This window comes from Rhodococcus sp. IEGM 1307 (genome assembly GCF_030056915.1).
Lineage (GTDB): Bacteria > Actinomycetota > Actinomycetes > Mycobacteriales > Mycobacteriaceae > Rhodococcus_F > Rhodococcus_F opacus_D.
Map to the genome: position 1 here is coordinate 302,727 of NZ_JASHKW010000007.1, position 19,181 is coordinate 321,907.

A 19,181-nucleotide genomic window follows, 5' to 3' on the forward strand; every position below is an offset into this window, starting at 1 on the left:
ACTTAATTGCGCCGCGAATTCTATAGTCAAGATACATAGTTTTTAGAAGGAGTCGTCATGGCTACCAACACACCCCACGAGGTCAGCCACGGTTCGCACACCCTGGCCGACCCCGGCTATCAGGCCTTTCTCGTGCTGCGCACGGTCTTCACCGTGGCGCCCATCCTGTTCGGGCTGGACAAGTTCACGAACTGGCTCACCGACTGGCCGGCCTACCTCGCGCCATGGATCGACGGCATCCTGCCGGGGACCGCGCAGCAGGGCATGTACGCCGTCGGCGTGATCGAAGTGATCGCAGGAATCCTCGTCGCCGTGGCGCCGCGGATCGGCGCTTGGGTCGTCGCGGCCTGGCTGGCCGGAATCATCGTCAACCTGGTCACGCTGTCCGGGTACTACGACGTCGCACTGCGCGACTTCGGGTTGCTCGCCGGTGCCGTCGCTCTCGGCCTGCTCGCCGCGGAGTACGGGCGCCCGCTCCACCGCCCCCACGCCTGATCGGCACCGCGCAACCACGTGAGATGCACCTCATCGACTGTTTCGAGTGACTCGACCGCTCGTAGTCTGTGTGGTCGTGTCGGTAGGAGCGCAGGATCAGGGAACCGGGTCGCGGGATCACGGTGTGCCGATCCCTGCGCCGGCCCCGGCACGGTCGTTGCTTCTGGGGGTGCCCAAGCAAGGTCGGCGCTGGCCGGGAGTGGTCCGCGCCGGGGTGGCGGCGTGTCTGCCCGCGCTGGCGGGGGTCGCGCTCGGACACTCTGCGGTCGCCGCGACGGCGACTTTGGGAGCTTTCGCCGTCGTCTACGGCGAGGGCAGGGCGTACCGGGTGCGGTGGCGGGTGGTCTCGATCGCCGCCGCCGTGATGGTGCTCCTGGCCGGTGTCGGCGCCGCGGTCGGCGCGTTGGTTCACGACGCGACCGCGGCGGGCGGTTCCGCGCTGTGGGGGATGGCGCTCGTCCTCGCGATGACCGTCGTGGTGGCCGTCTGCGCCTTCGTCGTCGACGGGCTGCGGCTCGGAGCGCCCGGTGCCTTTCTTCCGCTGCTCACGGTGGAGATCTCGTCCGCGCTGCCCGCCCTCGGTGTCTCCGTGGCGGAGGTGACGTCCTGGGCGGCGGCCGGTGCGGTGTCGGCGTTGCTCGTGTCGATGTCGGGGCTGCTCGCGCGTCCACGCACCCCCGAGCGGGCCGCGGTCGCGACCGCGGTCGCCGCGGTCGACGCCGCACTCTCCGGCACGCCCGCACCGAATGCCCGCCGGGACGCGGTGCGGTCGCTTCACGCCGCGTGGCAGTGCCTGCACGACGCCGCCCTCGTCGGCCGTGATCATCCACTGACCCGCACGTTGCGTGCGGCTCACCTGCGGTGCGCGGCCACGGTGCATGGCCTCGACGCGGACCACGCCTCCGACGAAGACGACCTGCGGCCGCAGGTACCGCTGCCCAGGCCGTCGATCCGCTACCGGCTCGCGCGGGCGGCCCATCTCCGGGGCCGGTCCTGGACGATCGTCGCGCGACTGCTGGTCGCGTGCCCCGCGGCCGGTCTCCTGGCGCTGGGTCTCGGTGTCGCCCGGCCCGACTGGGCCGTGATCACCGCGGCGATGATCCTGCACCAGGGCCCGGACCGGGTGCTGGGGACGTACCGCGGGCTGCACCGGTTCTTCGGAACGGTGCTCGGACTTGCTCTGCTCGCCGCGCTCGCGACCCTCGACCTGTCGGCGGCCGCGCTGGTCCTCGTCGTCGCGCTCCTGATGGCGGGGACGGAAGCCTTCCTCGTCCGCAACTACGGCCTGGCGATGGTGTTCATCACCCCGCTCGCGTTGGTTCTCGGCGGTCTCGGAACGCACGTGGACCTCGTCGCGGTCACCCGGGACCGGCTTCTCGAGACCGTTCTCGGCGTGGCGGTGGCGCTCCTTGTGCTGTGGACCGTGCTTCCGGGCTCGTACCGGCGGATCCTGCGCGAGGCGGACGACCAGGTGGCCGGGACGATCGGGCGGCTCGGCGATGCGCGGGAACCGGATGCCGTCGCGGAACTCTGCCGGGATCTCGAGTTCGATCTGCATGCGTCCACCACCGCCGCGATCACCGCCGCCCACACCGACCCGGCGTGGACCCGCGACCGGTGGCCCGAGCACCACCACCTCCATGAGCTCGGCTACCGAATTCTCACCCGGCACTTCGGACCTCGTCTTTAGCCGGTCGGCACCGGATCCCCGCTGTTAGGGTTCGGTGATGGGTCCTGTGACGGGAATCGGAACGGCAATTCGGGCCTCGTTGGCCGCAGCTCTCTGCGTCGGCATGCTGGCCGCGTGCGCGTCGGACGAGGAACCGCAGAGCGATCCGGCGGCCACGTGTGCGGACGTTCCCAACGGCACCCCGATCGCCAAGGCGCCGCCGCCCCCGGGCCCGGCGCCGACCACCCAGAACCTCGCGACCAACCCCGAGATCGCCACGGTGTACCGCTCCGGGATGGTGCCGGTGAACACCGCGTCGTACGCGGTCTCCACCGCCAATCCCGTGTCGACGCAGGCCGCGTGCGAGGTGTTGCGGGACGGGGGCACGGCCGCCGACGCGCTGATCGTGGCCCAGACCGTTCTCGGGCTCGTCGAACCGCAGTCCTCCGGAATCGGGGGCGGGGCGTTCCTGCTCTATTACGACGCCGGGCAGAAGAGCGTCGAGGCGTACGACGGGCGTGAGGTCGCGCCGATGGCGGCGACGGAGAATTACCTCCGCTGGATCAGCGACACCGACCGCACCGAACCCAAGCCCGACGCCCGGGCGAGCGGGCGGTCCATCGGTGTTCCCGGGGTGGTGCGGATGCTCGAGCTGGCGCACCGCGAACACGGCCGGGACGAGTGGCGGGAACTGTTCGACCCGGCCATCTCGCTCGCGGACCAGGGACTCGAGATCAGCCCCCGGATGGCCGGGCAGATCGCCGAGTCCGCACCCGATCTGGCGCTCGACGAGCCGTCGAAGGCGTACTTCCTCAACCCGGACGGCAGCCCCAAACCGGCGGGCACGAAGCTGACCAACCCGGCCATGGCCAAGACGCTCGGTGCGATCGCGGCGGGCGGTGCCGACGCCTTCTACACCGGGGCCATCGCCCAGGGCATCGTCGATGCGACGGCGACGGCGTCGGGCGGGCGCACCCCCGGACAGATGACTCTCGACGACCTCGCGAACTACCAGGCGAAGAAACGGACGGCGCTGTGCACGCCGTATCGGGACCACGAGATCTGCGGCATGCCCAACCCGTCGTCCGGCGGCACCGCGGTCGCGGCGACGCTCGGCATCCTGGAGAACTTCGACCTGTCGGAGTACGGGCCCACGAACCTCGACGACAACGGCGGCAAGCCGACGGCGGAGGCCGTGCATCTCATCTCCGAGGCGGAGCGACTGGCGTACGCCGACCGGGACAAGTACGTCGCGGACTCCGATTTCGTTCCGCTGCCGGGCAATTCCCTCGACACACTGCTGAACGAGGACTACCTGAAGCAGCGGGCCGGCCTCATCGACCCCGGCAAGAGCATGGGCACCGCGCAACCGGGCAACTTCGGTCCGGTCCCGCTCGGTGTGCAGCCGCAGGACAAGGAACACGGCACCAGCCACATCTCGATCGCCGACCGGTACGGCAACGTCGCGTCGATGACGACGACGGTGGAATCGGCGTTCGGCTCGTTCCACATGACGGACGGCTTCGTGCTCAACAATCAGCTCACCGACTTCTCGGCCCAGCCCGTCGGGCCGGACGGGACGCCGCTCGCCAACCGCGTCGAACCGGGTAAACGGCCCCGCAGTTCGATGGCGCCGACGCTCGTCTTCGACCGCGGCAGCGACGGTTCGCTGGGGGACGTCCAGTACGTGACGGGGTCGCCGGGCGGTTCGGTGATCATCCAGTTCGTCGTGAAAACGCTGGTGGGAATGCTGGATTGGGGTCTGAACCCGCAGCAGGCGGTGTCGGCGGTCGACTTCGGGGCCGCCAACACCCCGGTCACCGGCGTCGGTGGGGAGCATCCGAACATCAATGCGGCCAACGACGGCGCCGACGACCCGTTGATCGTGCAGTTGCGGGCGATGGGTCACCAGGTGTCGGTCGCGCCGCAGTCCAGTGGGCTCAGTGCGCTGCAGCGCCAGGACTCGGGGTGGGTCGGCGGCGCGGACCCACGACGGGAGGGCGCGGTGATGGGTGACGGTACGGGTTAACGCACCGCCACCGCAGGAATCACGCCTGCTCGACGAGCGGGGCCACCTTGGTGCCGAGCAGTTCGATCGCGCGCATCACCTTGTCGTGGGGCAGCGGCCCGACGCTGGGGTGCAGCATGAACCGTTCGATGCCCAGGGTGTCGCGCATGCCGACGATCTTCTCGGCCACCTGCTCGGGGTTGCCGAGCACGAGCGAACCGCCGGGTCCGCGCAGACCGTCGAATGCCTGCGGGTTCATCGGTGCCCACCCGCGTTCGCGTCCGAGGCCGGTCATGGCCGCGGCGTACGACGGGTAGAACTCCGACACCGCCCGGTCCTCGGTGTCCGCGACGTAACCGTGCGCGTGGACGGCGATGGGCTGCGGTTCGTGCCCACCCTCCGACACCGCACGACGGTGCAGGTCGGCCAGCGGTGCGAATCGGGCGGGTTGTCCGCCGATGATCGCGAGCGCCATCGGCAGGCCGAGCAGTCCGGCGCGGGCCACCGACTCGGGATTGCCACCCACCCCGACCCAGATGGGAAGGGGACGTTCGGGCCGTGGGTAGACGGACTGGTCCGTCAGCGCCGCCCGGTGCCGTCCCGACCAGTTCACGGTCTCCGAGTCGCGAAGGGCGAGTAGCAGGCCGAGTTTCTCGACGAACAGCTCGTCGTAGTCGGCCAGGTCGTAACCGAAGAGCGGGAACGATTCGGTGAAGGAGCCGCGACCGGCCATCACCTCGGCACGCCCGTCGGAGATCAGGTCGAGGGTGGCGAATTCCTCGAACACCCGCACCGGGTCGTCGGAGCTCAGGACGGTGACCGCGCTGGTCAATGCGATGCGGGACGTCCGGGCGGCGGCGGCCGACAGCACGACCGCGGGTGCCGACGCGGCGAAGTCCGCGCGGTGGTGCTCACCGACGCCGTACACGTCGAGGCCCACCTGCTCGGCGAGGACGACCTCTTCCAGCAGATCCTTCAGGCGCTGCCGCGGGGACACCGCCCCGGTTCCGCCGGAACCGACCTCGGCGAACGTCGTCAACCCGAGTTCCATGCCACCACTCCTCGTGATAGTTGAACCATCAATTAGATGATGTAACTGCGCGGGCGGACGGGATATTCCGTCCGATGGTTCAGACCGGGGCGGGCGGGGAACCCGTCGACCATGGCGAAATACCGAGTGATCGATCCCCAGGGCAGTGTCGTCGAGACGAAGGAGATCCCGAGCGCCGGTGACGCGCACGCATGGTTCGTCGACGTTCGCGCAGACAATTCCGAACTCGGATGGCGGATGGAAGTCGACGAGGACGGCACCTGGGCGTTCTTCGACGACACCGAGGGTGCCACAGAGAAATAGAAATCGAGGCACATCGTGCTCGCCAGCGACCCACGGAAGGTGGGCGTCGAGGAGGAATTCCACCTCATCGATCGCAAGACCCGGCGCCTGACCACCCGCGCGCCGGAGTTGCTGGCACGACTTCCCGACGGCGTGTTCGTCGACGAACTCCAGCAGTGCGTCGTCGAGGTCAACAGTGGCGTGTACGCCGACCTCGCTGGCCTGCGGAACGACCTGGAGCGGCACCGGAGAGTGCTGATCGACGCGGCCGAGGGGCTCGGCATCGGCGTGGCGGCCGCGGGCTCGATGCCGCTGGCGCTGCCCGCCGAGATGCACGTGACGGGGACGCAGCGTTACCGGCGCATGCTCGCGGACTACCAGGTGCTCGCCCGCGAGCAGCTGATCTGCGGCACGCAGGTTCACGTCGACCTGCCCGACCGCGACGAGGCCGTGCAGGTCGCGCACCGCGTCGCTCCGCACATGCCCGTCCTCCTGGCGCTCAGCGCGAGTTCCCCGTTCCGGTCCGACGGTGCGGACACCGGCTATGCCAGCGCGCGGACCCTGCTGTGGTTGCGCTGGCCGAGCACCGGTCCGGCCGCGCCCGTCTCCTCGGCTGCCGAATACGGCACCCTGATCGACGACCTGGTCGCCAGCGGGGTGATCAGTGACCCCGGTATGGCGTATTTCGACGTCCGGCCGTCGGTGAAACTTCCGACCCTGGAGTTGCGGGTGTGCGACAGCTGCCCGCGACTGGACACGGTCGTGCTCGTCGCCGCACTGTTCCGTGCGCTCGTGGAACGCGAGGTGGAGGGTTTGCGCGCCGGGACGAAGGGAGTCGAGGTCGTCCCCACCCTGACCAGGGCGGCACTGTGGCGGGCGGCGCGGTCGGGGTTGGAGGAGGACCTCGTCGACGTGACGGTTCCGCAGGCCCGTCCTGCGGCGGAACTCGTCGGCGACTTCGTGAATTCGCTGCGGCCGCAGCTCGAGGAGACCGGCGACTGGGACACCGTGGTGGAGCTGTCCGCCGAGGCCACCGCCCACGGCAGCTCCGCCGCCCGGCAACGTCAGGCGCTCGGTCGCCGTGGCCGGCTCACCGACGTGGTCGATCTGCTGCTCGCGGAGACGGCGGGCCGCTCCGAGCACCTTCCCGAAGTGGAGGCGCCACCCGCGCCGCGCGAGCTCGGCCCGAGGTCGACCGGTGCCGGCCGAACCCGGCGATATTGGAGCGCGCGGTTCTGGGACCGCGGCGACACCGCCGACATGAACTGGACGGAGTCGACGGAGCTCGACGAGAAGAAGCTGATCGAGTGGCGCCGGGATCTGCACGCGCACCCGGAACTGTCGTTCGAGGAACGCAGGACCACCGGCGTCGTGCGCGCCCACCTCGTCGGTCTGGGGCTCGCACCCGTCCTGTTGCCCGGCGGAACCGGCCTGTGGTGCGACGTCGGTCCGGACACGGGCGAGTGCATTGCGCTGCGCGCCGACCTCGACGCGCTGCCGATCGCCGAGACGACCGGTCTCCCGTTCGAGTCGCGGGTGCCCGGGGTGTCACACGCGTGCGGTCACGACGCCCACACCACCATGTTGATGGGGGCGGCATCCGTCCTGGCGAAATACCCGCCGCCGTCCCGGGTCCGGCTCGTCTTCCAGCCAGGGGAGGAGACGACCCCCGGCGGCTCGGTCGACACGATCGCCGCGGGCGCACTCGACGGGGTGTCGAAAATCTTTGCACTGCACTGCGATCCGAATCTCGAGGTCGGCAAACTGGCCACTCGGACCGGGCCGATCACGTCGTCCAACGACTCCGTCACCGTGCGGTTGTGGTCGGCGGGAGGACATACCGCGCGACCCCATCTGACCGGCGATCTGATCCACGCCGCGGCCGTCCTGGTGACCGGTCTGTCGTCCGTGCTCGACCGCCGGATCGACGCCCGGACCGCAACCGTCCTCACCTGGGGGAAGGTGGCCGCCGGGCAGGTCGCGAACTCCGTTCCCGAGTCGGGTGAACTGGTCGGCACCCTGCGCAGCGCGTCCCGCGAGACGTGGGCCTCGCTCGAACCGCTGGTCACGGATACGATCGGTCACCTGCTCGCGCCGTACAACGTGCGGTACGAACTCTCCTACCTGCAGGGCGTCCCGCCCGTCGTCAACGATCCCGACTGCACCGCCGACCTACGGGAGGCGATCGAATCCGTCGTCGGCTTCGACCACCTGGCCGAGGCCCATCAGTCCAGCGGCGGCGAGGATTTCGCGTGGTACCTGGAGAAGGTTCCGGGCGCGATGGCCAGACTCGGCGTGTGGGACGGGACCGGCACCCGGCAGGAACTGCACCAGCCGGGTTTCAACCTCGACGAGCGCGCCATGATTCACGGGGTCCGAACGCTGGTGGCGCTCACCCGGCTCGAAGACCAGTCCGGGTGAGCGCGGCGTCAGGCCGGTTTGGCGGCGGCCTCCGCCAGTGTCGGCACGAGTGCCTCGACGGCGTACGGGAGGCTGAGGACGGTGCCCCAGGTGAGCGCGCCGGAGACGGTGGGGTCGTCGACGAACACGGCCCGCCCCGCCTTTGCCACCGGTAGCGACTGATAGACGGGGTCGGCGGTGATCTTCGCTTCGGCGCCGGGACTGCTGCCCACGTTCCAGACGAGGACGTCGACGTCGACGATGTCGAACTGCTCCTTGCTGATGGTGAACGCATCCTGATCGCCTGCGAGTTGCGCGATCCGCTCCGGGACGACGAACCCGAGCGACGTCATCAGGCGTGAACGCGGGTCGTTCGGGGAGCGGACGTAGAACGTGCCGGAGTCGCCCAGCTCGGCGACCGCGACCGTCTTGCCCTCGAACTCGGGGTGGGCGGCGCGTTGCTGCGCCACCAGGTCGTCCACGCCGGCGACGAGGTGGTTCGCCTTCTCGTCCTCGCCGAGGGCGGTGCCGACGATCCGGACGGCGTCCTGCCACGGCATGCCGAAATCGGGGTAGTCTGGCGACGTCGTCACGGTGGGCGCGATGGCCGAGAGTCGTTGATACGCGTCGTCGTCGACGTCGAGGTACAGCGCGAGGATCAGGTCGGGATCGAGTTTCGCGATGGCCTCGTACGCGAAATTGGCCTCACCGGTGAACTGTCCGCGGTTGAAGACCTCGGGGTGCGTCCCGCTCAGCGCGTCCTGGGCCCAGGGCCAGGTGGCGTCCGGGTAGTCGCCGTACCAGTCGGTGACGCCGACCGGCTGACGTCCGAACGCGAGGAGCGTGTCCTGGTCGGAGTAGCCGACCGTGACGATGCGCTGAGGGTTGCCCGGGACTTCGGTCGTTCCCTTCTTGTGCGTCACCGTCCGGGTGCCGCCTTCGGTGTCTGCTGCGGTTCCCGAGGAACACGCTGCGGCGACGACGGCAAGGCCGACCCCGGCGCTCACGCTCAGGAACTTGCGACGGTTGAGCGTTCGCATCCACATACCTCCCTGTAGGTGAGGCTAACCTACAGTGAGTGGTCCCGGCCGTGCATCTGCGGCGGAAACGGCGGAGTCGGCTCGGGAATCGGGGGCTGCGGAGGTCCCGGAGGTTCCGGCGGCCCCGGTTGCGGCCCGGGCTCGGGAGGTGCAGGTTCCGGCCCCGGCTCGGGCGGAAACGGGTGAGGCGGCGACGGCGTCGGTGGGACGGGCGGAGGGCTCGGATCCGGCGGCACCGGCTCCGGGTCCGGCACGGGATTGCCGAGCTCGTCGTGGGCACTCGTCATCAACTGACCACCTTCCGATCGGCTGATTGAGTGGTACCCGGAACGGGCATCCCGCAATCACGCGGTGAGCTGTGGCCGCCCGGGAACAAAACGCGGGATCGGTGCGTTGTCTAGCAACCGTGCCCCGCAAGTGTGGAATTTCACGACACGGGGAACATGAGCCAAAGGGAGGAAGTCATGGCAACCGACTACGACGCACCACGGGTTACCGTCGACGACGAACTCGCCGCGGACTCGCTCGAAGAACTGAAGACACGGAGGAACGACTCGCAGTCGTCCGTCGTCGACGTCGAGGAGACCGACACGGCGGAGTCCTTCGAACTGCCCGGCGCCGACCTGTCCGGTGAGGAACTCACTGTCCGCGTCGTTCCGAAGAGGGCCGACGAATTCACTTGCAGTAGTTGCTTCCTGGTCCATCATCGGTCGCGTCTCGCGTCCGAAGAGGGTGGACAGCTGATCTGCCGCGACTGCGTATAGGAGGCCCGAGTGGCCGAGGTCAGTAGAACGTTCACCGTCGCCGCACCGCTCGAGAAAGTCGTCGCGTACCTGCGCGACTTCGCGAACACCGAGGCCTGGGATCCCGGGACCGACACGTGCGAGCAGACCACCCCCGGTCCGGTGGCGGTGGGCACGGAATGGCACAACGTGTCGTCGTTCTTCGGCCGCACCACCGAACTCACCTACCGCATGACCCGCGACGACCCCGATCACGTCGTCTTCGAGGGTCGCAACGGCACCGCAGCCACGTCGGACGATCTGGCGTTCGAGAAGGTGGACGACGCCTCCACGTCGATCACCTACCGCGCCCACCTCGAATTCACCGGCCTGGCGCGATTCGCCGACCCCGTCGCCCGCCTCGCATTCGAGGTGCTCGCGGCCAAAACCGTCAAGCAGATGACCGGGGTCCTCGAAGCGAGGTAAGCGTATTCACGATTCAACAGCGCCCTCACTCGACGAGTGAGGGCGCCGCTGCATATCAGGGCCGATCAGCTGAGGTGATGCACCTCCTGCAGCCCGTACACCGGTGTCGGGATCTCCTCGTGCCGGGCCTTGAGCTGCAGAGCGAGGTACAGCGAGTAATGCCGCGACTGGTGCAGGTTGCCGCCGTGGAACCACAGCGCTTCCTGCTGCGTCGGCTTCCACATGTTGCGCTGCTCGCCCTCCCATGGTCCGGGGTCCTTGGTGGTGTCCGAGCCGAGGCCCCAGCACTTTCCGACCTTGTCGGCCACTTCCTGACCCATGAGGTCGGCGGCCCACCCGTTCATGGACCCGTAGCCGGTGGCGTAGACGACGAGGTCGGCAGGCAATTCCGTCCCGTCGGTGAGAACCACGGCGTCCTCGGTGAGGTGGTCGACCTGCCCGGACACGAGGTGGATGCTGCCGTCTGCGACGAGTTCGGACGCGCCGACGTCGATGTAGTAGCCGGATCCGCGGCGCAGGTATTTCATGAACAGACCGGAGCCGTCGTCACCGAAATCGAGCTTGAATCCGGCCTTTTCCAGTCGGTCGTAGAAGTCCCTGTCCCGTTCGGCGATCTTCTGATAGATCGGGATCTGGAACTCGTGCATGATCTTGTACGGCAGCGACGCGAACGTGAGGTCGGCCTTCTCCGTCGTCATGCCCGCCGCAACCGCGCGCTCCGAGTAGAGGTCGCCGAGGCCGAGGTCCATCAGCGAGTCCGACTTCACGATGTGGGTGGACGACCGCTGCAGCATCGTCACGTCGGCGCCGTTCTCGAACAGCGCCTTGCAGATGTCGTGAGCCGAGTTGTTGGCACCCACGACGACGACGCGCTTGCCCACGTAGGCATCCGGACCGGGGTGCCGGCTCGAATGGTGCTGCTCGCCCCGGAAGACGTCCTGGCCCGGGAACGACGGAACATTCGGCTTGCCCGACATGCCGGTCGCGAGCACCAGCTGCTTCGGGTGGAGCACCACGTCCTCGCCGTCGCGGTCGAGGACGACGGTCCACTCCTTGGTCTCGTCGTCGAACGTCGCGGACGTGCAGGTGGTGGACGACCAGTACGGAATCTCCATCACCTTGGTGTACATCTCGAGCCAGTCGCCGATCTTGTCCTTCGGCGCGAAGACCGGCCAGTTGTCCGGGAACGGCATGTAGGGCAGGTGGTCGTACCAGACCGGGTCGTGCAGGCACAGCGACTTGTACCGGTTGCGCCACTGGTCGCCGGGGCGTTCGTTCTTGTCCACGACGATGGCCGGGACACCGAGTTGGCGCAGCCGCGCGCCGAGCGCGATGCCGCCCTGGCCGCCGCCGATCACCAGAACGTACGGCTGGCGGGTGTAGCCGAGTTCCCGCTCCTCGATTTCCCGCTTCTCCGCCCAGCTCAGGGTGTCGCCGCCGGAGCCGTGGACGGCACCCTTGACGCGGTTCCGTCCGCGGCGTTCCTCGTGGCCCTTCAACTCCTGCATGGTGGTGAGGAAGGTCCACGCCTCGTCGCCCTTCAGGCGCAGGTGTCCCTTGCCCCGGCCCGTCGCGGTCTCGAACTCGATCCATGCCGAGGTGACGCCGTCGGCCTCGTCCGGTGTCTCGGTGGTGCGGAAGTTGACGGGGTCGGTGTCGTCCAGGCGTGCGTGGAGCATCGCGGCGACGGCGTCGCGTCCCTCGACCGTCTTGAGGTTCCAGGTGAACGCCACCAGGTCGCGCCAGAAGCTGTCGACTGCGAACATGCCCGCGGCGCGGTCGACGTCACGCGCGGCGAGAGCGGATTCGAAGCTCGCCAACCACAGGTCGACTCGTTCCTGAGGTGTCAGGGACGTCTGCACCGCAGTCGGCTGGACCGTCTGTGTCATGTACCTCTCCTTCGCTTGGTATGTGACATACAGCACACTCCGGAGTGGGGCGGGCGGCAAGCGTTGCATCGTGTTGCAGTCCCCGCCCGTGAGTACTTGTTAACCGCGGGCGGTTGATAAGTACTCACGGGGTGCGAATGTCGAAATGGGGGGTAGCCCGTTCGACGTACTGTGTGAGTCCACGGCACGAAGGCCGGGACCGACCACAATCGAGGAGGAAATCATGCGAGTCATGGTGATGATCGAGGGTGCAGGTGCCGACGAAGACAAGATCGCCCCGACCGAGGAAATGCTGGCGGCGATGGGTGCGTACAACGAGGAATTGGTGAACGCGGGCATCATGCTCGACGGTCAGGGTCTGAAGCCGACCAGCGCCGGCGCGCGGGTGGTGTTCGAGGGCGGCACGACGTCGGTGGTCGACGGCCCGTTCACCGAGTCGAAGGAGATCATCGCGGGCTACTGGATCTGGGAGGTGCGATCCCTCGAGGAGGCGATCGAGTGGGTCAAGAAGTGCCCCGCCGACCCCGGCACCGGACTGCGCCAGCTGATCGAGGTGCGGCCGATCTTCGAGTCGGAGGATTTCGGGGACGAGTTCACGCCGGAACTGCGGGAGAAGGAAGCCGCACTGGCGGAGCGGATCCGTGAGCAGCACCCGAACGGCTGAGTTCGGTGGACGTCCAGCGCACGGTCGAGGCGGTGTGGCGCATGGAGTCGCCACGCCTCATCGCGTCGCTCACCCGCCTCGTCCGTGACGTCGGGATCGCCGAGGAGATCGCTCAGGATGCGTTCGTGCTCGCGCTCGAACAGTGGCCGGAGCAGGGCGTTCCCGACAAACCGGGTGCGTGGCTGACGGCCACGGCCAAGCACAAGGCGATCGACCGCATTCGCCGTGACCGGTCGCGGCAGTCGAAGTACACGGAGATCGCCGTCGACCCGGCCGCGCAACCGCCGAGCGCCATGCCGGCGCCGGACGCCGTCGACGGCGTGGAGGACGACCTGCTCGCTCTGGTTTTCGTGGCGTGTCATCCGGTGCTTCCCCGGGAATCGCGGGTGGCGTTGACCCTTCGCCTGGTCGGGGGTCTGCGCACCGACGAGATCGCGCGGGCGTTCCTCGTCCCCTCGGCGACGATGGGGCAGCGGATCAGCAGGGCCAAGCGGACGCTGTCGGAGGCGAAGGTGCCGTTCGAAGTGCCTGCACGCGAGGAACTTCCGGCGCGGTTGGCGGCGGTGCTCGAGGTGGTCTATCTGGTGTTCAACGAGGGGTACTCCGCCACGTCGGGCGAGGACTGGATTCGGCGTGACCTCGCGTCGGAGGCTATGCGGCTCGCCCGTGTCCTCGCCGGCCTGCTACCGCGGGAACCGGAGGTGCACGGACTGGTGGCGCTCACCGAGTTGCAGGCTTCACGGTTCGCCGCCCGGGTGGGCGTCGACGGTGAGCCAGTCCTGCTGCAGGATCAGGACCGGTCGCGGTGGGACCGAACCCTTCTGACGCACGGCAATGCCGCGCTGGAGCGGGCTGTCGGGCTCGGCCGCCCGCTGGGCCCCTATTCGTTGCAGGCCGCGATCGCCGGGTGTCATGCCAGGGCGCCACGTTTCGAGGACACCGATTGGGAGGCGATCGTCGCCCTGTACGACGCGCTGGCGCAGGTGGCGCCGTCGCCGGTGGTGGAACTCAATCGTGCGGTGGCGTTGCTGCATTCGGACGGGCCCGAGGCCGCGCTCGCTGCGCTCGATGCCGTGCGGGACGACCCTCGGCTGGCGCGCCTGCACCTCTACGGCGCCGTGCGGGGCGAAGTCCTCGAACGCCTCGGCCGCTACGGCGAGGCGGCCCGGACCCTCGAGGACGCCGCGGCGACCGCACCGACGCGCCGTGAACGGAACCTCCTCATGGCCCGCGCCGCCGCCGCGTCGGAGCAGGCCGAACCGTGAGTCTCCACCATTGATTCACGATTTCCTGAATACAGAAATAGCTGTACAGTAAGAATTATGGAGACGCTGGTCCACCGGGACGCCCTCGCGCGTTTCGGATACGCGCTGTCGGACACCACCCGCACGCAGATTCTGCTGAGCCTGCGGTCCGGGCCCGGGTATCCATCGGAGTTGGCCGAGAAGATCGGGGTATCCCGGCAGATCCTGTCGAATCATCTGTCGTGCCTGCGTGGGTGCGGTCTGGTCGTCGCGGTGCCGGAGGGTCGGCGGAGCCGGTACGAACTCGCCGACCCGCGGATCGCACGTGCCCTCGACGACCTGCTCGGCCTGGTGCTCGCGGTCGATCCGTCCTGCTGCCCGGACGCGGAGACCGAAGGCTGCTGCTGATGGCGTCCGAACTCGGAATGCCCACCAGACCGTCCGGCGAACGCAGGCAGGTCCTGTCCCGCCGGATCCGGTTCTTCGTGGCCGCGACGATCTCCTACAACGTGATCGAAGCGATCGTGGCACTCACCGAGGGCGCACGGGTGTCGTCGACGGCGTTGATCGGGTTCGGCCTGGATTCGGTGATCGAGGTGTCGTCGGCGGCCGCGGTCGCCTGGCAGTTCGCGGGACGCGATCCCGAGTCGCGGGAGAAGGTCGCGCTCCGAGTCATCGCGTTCTCGTTCTTCGGGCTCGCCGCGTACGTGAGCGTCGACGCGGTGCGGTCACTGCTGGGGGTCGGCGAAGCGCAGCACTCGACGGTCGGAATCGCACTGGCCGCAGCAAGTCTGGCCGTGATGCCGGTCCTGTCCTGGGCGCAGCGGCGGGCCGGTCGTGAACTCGGTTCCCTGTCGGCGGTCGCCGATTCCAAACAGACGCTGCTGTGCACGTACCTGTCCGCGGTGCTGCTCGTCGGGTTGCTGCTCAACAGCACCCTCGGCTGGTCGTGGGCCGATCCGATCGCCGCCCTGGTGATTGCGGTCATCGCCGTCAAGGAAGGCGTCGACGCGTGGAAGGGCGACACCTGCTGCCCTGCGCCGGTCGGTGGTCGCGCGGTCGATCAGGATCCAGGTTGCGACTGCTGCGACTTGTGATCGCCGAACGGCTCGTCGCGTTCGCGGACGGCCTCACGGAATCCGGCGGTGGCCGAGCGTAATTGGAACGCGTACCCCTCGCGGGTGTGCCGGGACATGCCGTCGAAGACGGTGCTCACCATCGTCGAGTTGGCGACGCCCTGCGCCAGTAGCGCGCTGTTCAGTGCGAGTTTCACCATCATCAGCTGATTGACGGGCATCCCCGCGATCCGCTCGACGAGGTCCTCGGTGCGACGGTCGAGTTCCTCCGCGGGCGCCGACTCCACCGCGAGACCCCACTCGGCCGCCTGCCGCCCCGTAATGCAGTCGCCGGTGAGGAGGAGTCGCTTCGCCCGCTGGTCGCCGAGGCGGTGCGCCCACATTCCCGCAGCAGGCACACCCCATACCCGGGTCGGCGGATAGCCGATCTTCGTGTCGTCCGCGGCGACGATCTGGTCGCAATACAGCGCGATGTCGGTGCCGCCGGCCACGCAGAATCCGTGGATCTTCGCGACCGTCGGCTTGTTCGCGTGGAGCAGGCTCGCGAAACCGCGGTTGAACCGGCTCATCATCGCGTAGTCGGCCATCGGATCCCAGTTGCCGAACGGATTGTGGTTGCGCGCCTGAACGATCGGATCGAGCACGGTGCCCGTCGTGCGGTCCGGTTCCTCGTCGGTGTGGCCGCCGTTCTCGGCGAAGATGCCCAGGTCGTATCCGCCGCAGAATCCCTTCCCGCGCCCCGACAGCAGGATCACGTGGACGCGGGGATCGAGGTCGGCGCGTTCCACGGTGGCGGCGAGTTCGACAGGAGTGTCGGCGGTGATCGCGTTGCCGTGGTCGGGACGGTTGAACGTGATCCGGGCGATCCGCCCGGTCACCTCGTAGGTGAGGGTTCGATACTCCGCCGCGTCGTCCGCCCGGTCCGGTTCACGACCCGCGAACAGGGAGTCGCCGCCCTCGTCCCAGCCGTCGCGCCAGGCCGCCGGACGGGTGCCGGCGTGGTCGTCGCGGCCGGTCACGACCCCACCTTGGGAGTGGCGCGGTCGATGATGGCGGCGGTGTCGACGCCGGCCGGCAGCGTCCCGAACACGGTGCCCCAGTCGCCGGACAGCCGGCTGACGCAGAACGCGTCGGCCACCGCCGGGTGTCCGTGGCGGATCAGCAGCGACCCCTGGAGGGCGAGCGCCATGTCGCCGACGATGCGCCTGGCCCGGTGCTCGAGCGTGTCGAGATCGCCGAAACTCGCCTTCAGATCCGCGACGGCGGTGTCGAGTCGCGTGTCGGCTCCCGCGGTGGAATCGAGTTCGTCGAAGAAGACCTGAAGCGTCTCCGGCTGTTTCGCCATCGCACGCAGAGTGTCGAGGGCGGCGACGTTGCCGGATCCTTCCCACACCGACAGCAGGGGAGCCTCCCGGTACAACCGCGGCATCCGCGATTCCTCCACGTACCCGTTGCCGCCCAGGCATTCCAGGGCCTCGGCGGCGTGGATCGGGCCGCGCTTGCAGACGAAGTACTTGCTGACCGCCAGCGAGATGCGACGCAGGGTGTTCGCGTGCTCGTCGCCGGCGGTCGCCCGGTCGGTGAGCGCGGCCAGCCACAGGGCGACGGTCGTGGCCGCCTCCGACTCGACGGCGAGGTCGGCGAGCACGTTCCGCATCAGCGGCTGATCCACCAGGTGGGCGCCGAATGCGCTGCGGTGCACGGCGTGGTGCGCGGCCTGCGCGGTGCCGACACGCATGCCGGTGGCGGTGCCGATGGTGCAGTCGAGCCGGGTCATGTTGACCATCTCGATGATCGTCGGAACGCCGCGGCCTTCCTCGCCGACCAGCCAGGCCACCGCCTCGTCGTACTCGACCTCGCTGCTGGCGTTGGAATGGTTGCCGAGCTTGTCCTTGAGGCGCTGCAGGTGCATCCGGTTGCGGGTGCCGTCCGGCAGCACCCGGGGGAGGAAGAAACACGACAGTCCGCCGGGGGCCTGCGCCAGCACGAGGAACACGTCGGACATCGGCGCTGACGTGAACCACTTGTGGCCGGTCAGGAGGTAACTGCCGTCGGACTGCGGCACCGCGCGGGTGGTGCCCGCGCGGACGTCGGAGCCGCCCTGCTTCTCCGTCATCGACATCCCGGCGATCAGTCCGGCCTTGGTCAGCGGTGGGTGCAGCGCCGGATCGTAGACCCGGGCGGTGAGCAGCGGTTCGTACTGTTCCGCCAGATCACGGTTGTGGCGCAGGGCGGGGACGACGGCGTACGTCATGGAGATCGGGCAGCCGTGTCCGGCGTCGACCTGGCCCCACACCGCCATCTTCGCGGCCCGGACCAGGTGGGCGCGCGGGTGCGGGTCGGCCCACGGTGCGCCGTGCAGGCCCATCTCGACTGCGGTGGTCATCAGCTGGTGGTACGCGGGGTCGTACTCCACCTCGTCGATGCGGTTGCCGTAGCGGTCGTGGGTGCGCAGGACGGGAGGGTGCGCCTCGGCGAGATCACCCCAGCGCTGGGCATCCTCGCTTCCGGCGAGGCGTCCGACGTCGTGCAGTTCCTCGAGCGCGTCGTGGGCGCCTTCGCGTTGCAGCGCTTCGAGGATCGGTGGGTAATCGGCCGCGTCGAAATCGACCAGTGGCGGCGCCTGGTTGACGACCTCGTGTGTGGCACTCATGTCGGGCTCCCGAGGGATCGAAGGGTGAAGGTGAGCAGGGCGGGGATGATCGCGCCGTCGGCGGCACCGCGGGCGAGGGGCAGAATCAGCGCTTCGCCGATGGCGCCGACGATGCAGGCTGCTGTCACCGACGCGTCCTGTTCCGGGATCTCCCCGGCCTCGACAGCGGCAGCGATCGCGACCGCGAGGGCGTCGCGGAACGACTCGCGGAACAGGAGGCGTTCGGTGTCGACCTGCGGGTCGACGGGCTCGACGAGCAGCGCGTACGCCAGGGTGGGTGCGCGCAGCGCGCGTTCGGCGAACGTGCCGACAGAGGCGGATACCGCGGCGACGCACCGACCTTCGGCGCCGCGGGCGGCATTGCCGGATTCGACGGCGGCGCTCACCTCGCGGCTGCAGACGATGCGGAAGACTTCCGCGAACAGTTCGCCCTTGTTCGCGAAGTGCCGGTAGACGGTGCCGGTGCCGACGCCCGCCTCGGCCGCGACCGCGGAGATCGAGCACCCGGCGTATCCGTGGCGGGCGATCAGCCCGATCGCGGAATCGATGAGGGTGGTGCGGAGTGCGTCCAGGCGTTCCTGGACGGCGGGTGTGCGCCGGTAGGCCATATTCAAGGAGTGAACACCCGTTCCGTTCTTCCGTCAAGGGTGCTAGCGTCGGCTACACCAGCGAGGAAAGGCGCACTCGATGACTTCCGACGTGGTACTCGTTCGCAAGGACGGCCCGGTCACGACGATCAGCCTGAACCGGCCCGAAGTCCGCAATGCCGTCGACCGGCCCACCGCCGAGGTGCTCGCCGACGCCTTCCGTGCATTCGACGCCGACGAGGACGCGTCGGTCGCGGTACTCTACGGCGAAGGCGGAACATTCTGCGCCGGAGCAGATCTCAAGGCGATCAGTTCCGGGACCGGGACCGGGAACCGGGTGGCGCCCGACGGCGACGCACCGATGGGCATCTCCCGGATGCGGTTGTCCAAACCGGTGATCGCCGCGATCGACGGGCACGCGGTGGCAGGCGGACTCGAACTGGCGCTGTGGGCCGATCTGCGGGTAGCCGGTGCGGACGCCGTCCTCGGAGTGTTCTGCCGACGCTGGGGCGTGCCGCTCATCGACGGCGGCACTGTCCGCCTGCCGCGGCTCATCGGGGAAAGTCGCGCGATGGATCTCGTCCTCACCGGGCGGCCCGTCGACGCCGACGAAGCCCTGAGTATCGGGCTGATCAACCGGAAGGTCGCGGCGGGGGAGGCCCTCACCGCGGCCCGCCGGCTGGCCGCCGAGATCGCCGGCCTGCCCCAGGTGTGCCTGCGGCAGGACCGGTTGTCGCTGCTCGAGCAGTCGGGACTCACCGAGGATCAGGCCCTGCTGAACGAATTCCGGCACGGCGCAATCTCTCTGGCCAACGGGACGGTGGAGGGTGCCGCACGCTTCGCCGCCGGGGCAGGCAGGCATGGGGATGCTGCGCCCGTGAGTACTTATTAACGGCGGGCGGTTAATAAGTACTC

At 68.9% G+C, this 19,181-nt stretch carries 18 protein-coding genes; 12 read left to right on the forward strand and 6 right to left on the reverse strand.

The window, feature by feature from the left end:
- Window positions 1-57 precede the first annotated feature (57 nt).
- The 3 genes from QM841_RS16230 to ggt all read left to right on the forward strand — a co-directional run bounded on the left by QM841_RS16230 (window position 58) and on the right by ggt (window position 4,193).
- Complete coding sequence (locus QM841_RS16230; protein WP_283332755.1) at window positions 58-495, forward strand: DoxX family membrane protein; 438 nt, start codon at window positions 58-60, stop codon at window positions 493-495.
- 169 nt (window positions 496-664) lie between these two features.
- The gene (locus QM841_RS16235; protein ID WP_283332757.1) at window positions 665-2,185 is read left to right on the forward strand and encodes an FUSC family protein; all 1,521 of its coding nucleotides are present in this window, start codon (window positions 665-667) and stop codon (window positions 2,183-2,185) included.
- Between the two features lie 37 nt (window positions 2,186-2,222).
- Entirely contained in the window at window positions 2,223-4,193 is a 1,971-nt protein-coding gene (ggt, locus tag QM841_RS16240; protein WP_283332759.1) for a gamma-glutamyltransferase, read from the forward strand.
- A 19-nt stretch (window positions 4,194-4,212) separates the two neighbouring features.
- Here ggt and QM841_RS16245 read toward each other — a convergent pair whose 3' ends face one another.
- Window positions 4,213-5,223 carry an LLM class flavin-dependent oxidoreductase gene (locus QM841_RS16245; protein WP_283332760.1) on the reverse strand — a complete coding sequence of 337 codons (1,011 nt, stop codon included), beginning with the start codon at window positions 5,221-5,223 and terminating at the stop codon, window positions 4,213-4,215.
- Between the two features lie 111 nt (window positions 5,224-5,334).
- Between QM841_RS16245 and QM841_RS16250 the strand changes: the two genes are divergently transcribed.
- Window positions 5,335-5,526 (forward strand): hypothetical protein, encoded by a 192-nt coding sequence (locus QM841_RS16250; protein WP_009477291.1) that lies wholly within the window; start codon window positions 5,335-5,337, stop codon window positions 5,524-5,526.
- Window positions 5,527-5,541: 15 nt separating this feature from the next.
- The gene (locus tag QM841_RS16255; protein WP_280782978.1) at window positions 5,542-7,926 is read left to right on the forward strand and encodes a glutamate--cysteine ligase; all 2,385 of its coding nucleotides are present in this window, start codon (window positions 5,542-5,544) and stop codon (window positions 7,924-7,926) included.
- 8 nt (window positions 7,927-7,934) lie between these two features.
- Here QM841_RS16255 and QM841_RS16260 read toward each other — a convergent pair whose 3' ends face one another.
- On the reverse strand, window positions 7,935-8,951 hold the full coding sequence (locus QM841_RS16260; protein ID WP_349307405.1) for an iron-siderophore ABC transporter substrate-binding protein: 1,017 nt from the start codon (window positions 8,949-8,951) through the stop codon (window positions 7,935-7,937).
- Between the two features lie 458 nt (window positions 8,952-9,409).
- Here QM841_RS16260 and QM841_RS16265 point away from each other — a divergent pair, with 458 nt between their 5' ends.
- Window positions 9,410-9,709, forward strand: a complete 300-nt coding sequence (locus tag QM841_RS16265) for a DUF4193 domain-containing protein (RefSeq protein ID WP_280782976.1) — start codon at window positions 9,410-9,412, stop codon at window positions 9,707-9,709.
- A gap of 9 nt (window positions 9,710-9,718) precedes the next feature.
- Entirely contained in the window at window positions 9,719-10,153 is a 435-nt protein-coding gene (locus QM841_RS16270; RefSeq protein ID WP_283332765.1) for an SRPBCC family protein, read from the forward strand.
- Window positions 10,154-10,218: 65 nt separating this feature from the next.
- Here the strand turns inward: QM841_RS16270 and QM841_RS16275 are convergent, their stop codons facing one another.
- Window positions 10,219-12,042, reverse strand: a complete 1,824-nt coding sequence (locus QM841_RS16275; protein WP_280782972.1) for an NAD(P)/FAD-dependent oxidoreductase — start codon at window positions 12,040-12,042, stop codon at window positions 10,219-10,221.
- Between the two features lie 223 nt (window positions 12,043-12,265).
- On the opposite strand from QM841_RS16275, the gene QM841_RS16280 reads away from it, so the two are divergent.
- Genes QM841_RS16280 through QM841_RS16295 form a run of 4 tightly spaced genes read left to right on the forward strand, consistent with a single transcriptional unit; the run spans window position 12,266 to window position 15,047 of the window.
- A complete protein-coding gene (locus QM841_RS16280; protein ID WP_280782971.1) occupies window positions 12,266-12,706 on the forward strand; it encodes a YciI family protein in 441 nt (146 codons plus the stop codon).
- A 5-nt stretch (window positions 12,707-12,711) separates the two neighbouring features.
- Window positions 12,712-13,971: an RNA polymerase sigma factor gene (locus tag QM841_RS16285; RefSeq protein ID WP_283332767.1), complete on the forward strand. Its 1,260-nt coding sequence runs from the start codon at window positions 12,712-12,714 to the stop codon at window positions 13,969-13,971.
- 57 nt (window positions 13,972-14,028) lie between these two features.
- Window positions 14,029-14,358 (forward strand): ArsR/SmtB family transcription factor, encoded by a 330-nt coding sequence (locus QM841_RS16290; protein WP_005248604.1) that lies wholly within the window; start codon window positions 14,029-14,031, stop codon window positions 14,356-14,358.
- Window positions 14,358-15,047 carry a cation diffusion facilitator family transporter gene (locus tag QM841_RS16295; RefSeq protein WP_280782969.1) on the forward strand — a complete coding sequence of 230 codons (690 nt, stop codon included), beginning with the start codon at window positions 14,358-14,360 and terminating at the stop codon, window positions 15,045-15,047. The genes QM841_RS16290 and QM841_RS16295 overlap by 1 nt, the downstream gene beginning before the upstream one ends.
- On the opposite strand, the gene QM841_RS16300 is transcribed toward QM841_RS16295, so the two are convergent.
- From QM841_RS16300 to QM841_RS16310, 3 genes are read right to left on the reverse strand one after another with little or no spacing between them, the layout of a single operon-like run.
- Window positions 15,014-16,045, reverse strand: a complete 1,032-nt coding sequence (locus QM841_RS16300; RefSeq protein ID WP_283332769.1) for a crotonase/enoyl-CoA hydratase family protein — start codon at window positions 16,043-16,045, stop codon at window positions 15,014-15,016. The two genes, QM841_RS16295 and QM841_RS16300, sit on opposite strands and share 34 nt — an antisense overlap.
- Window positions 16,042-17,679 (reverse strand): acyl-CoA dehydrogenase family protein, encoded by a 1,638-nt coding sequence (locus tag QM841_RS16305; protein ID WP_283332770.1) that lies wholly within the window; start codon window positions 17,677-17,679, stop codon window positions 16,042-16,044. Before QM841_RS16305 ends, QM841_RS16300 begins: the two co-directional genes overlap by 4 nt.
- Window positions 17,676-18,287 carry a TetR/AcrR family transcriptional regulator gene (locus QM841_RS16310; RefSeq protein ID WP_009477303.1) on the reverse strand — a complete coding sequence of 204 codons (612 nt, stop codon included), beginning with the start codon at window positions 18,285-18,287 and terminating at the stop codon, window positions 17,676-17,678. Before QM841_RS16310 ends, QM841_RS16305 begins: the two co-directional genes overlap by 4 nt.
- Window positions 18,288-18,366: 79 nt before the next feature.
- Between QM841_RS16310 and QM841_RS16315 the strand changes: the two genes are divergently transcribed.
- Window positions 18,367-19,158 carry a crotonase/enoyl-CoA hydratase family protein gene (locus QM841_RS16315; protein WP_283332771.1) on the forward strand — a complete coding sequence of 264 codons (792 nt, stop codon included), beginning with the start codon at window positions 18,367-18,369 and terminating at the stop codon, window positions 19,156-19,158.
- Window positions 19,159-19,181: the final 23 nt, after the last annotated feature.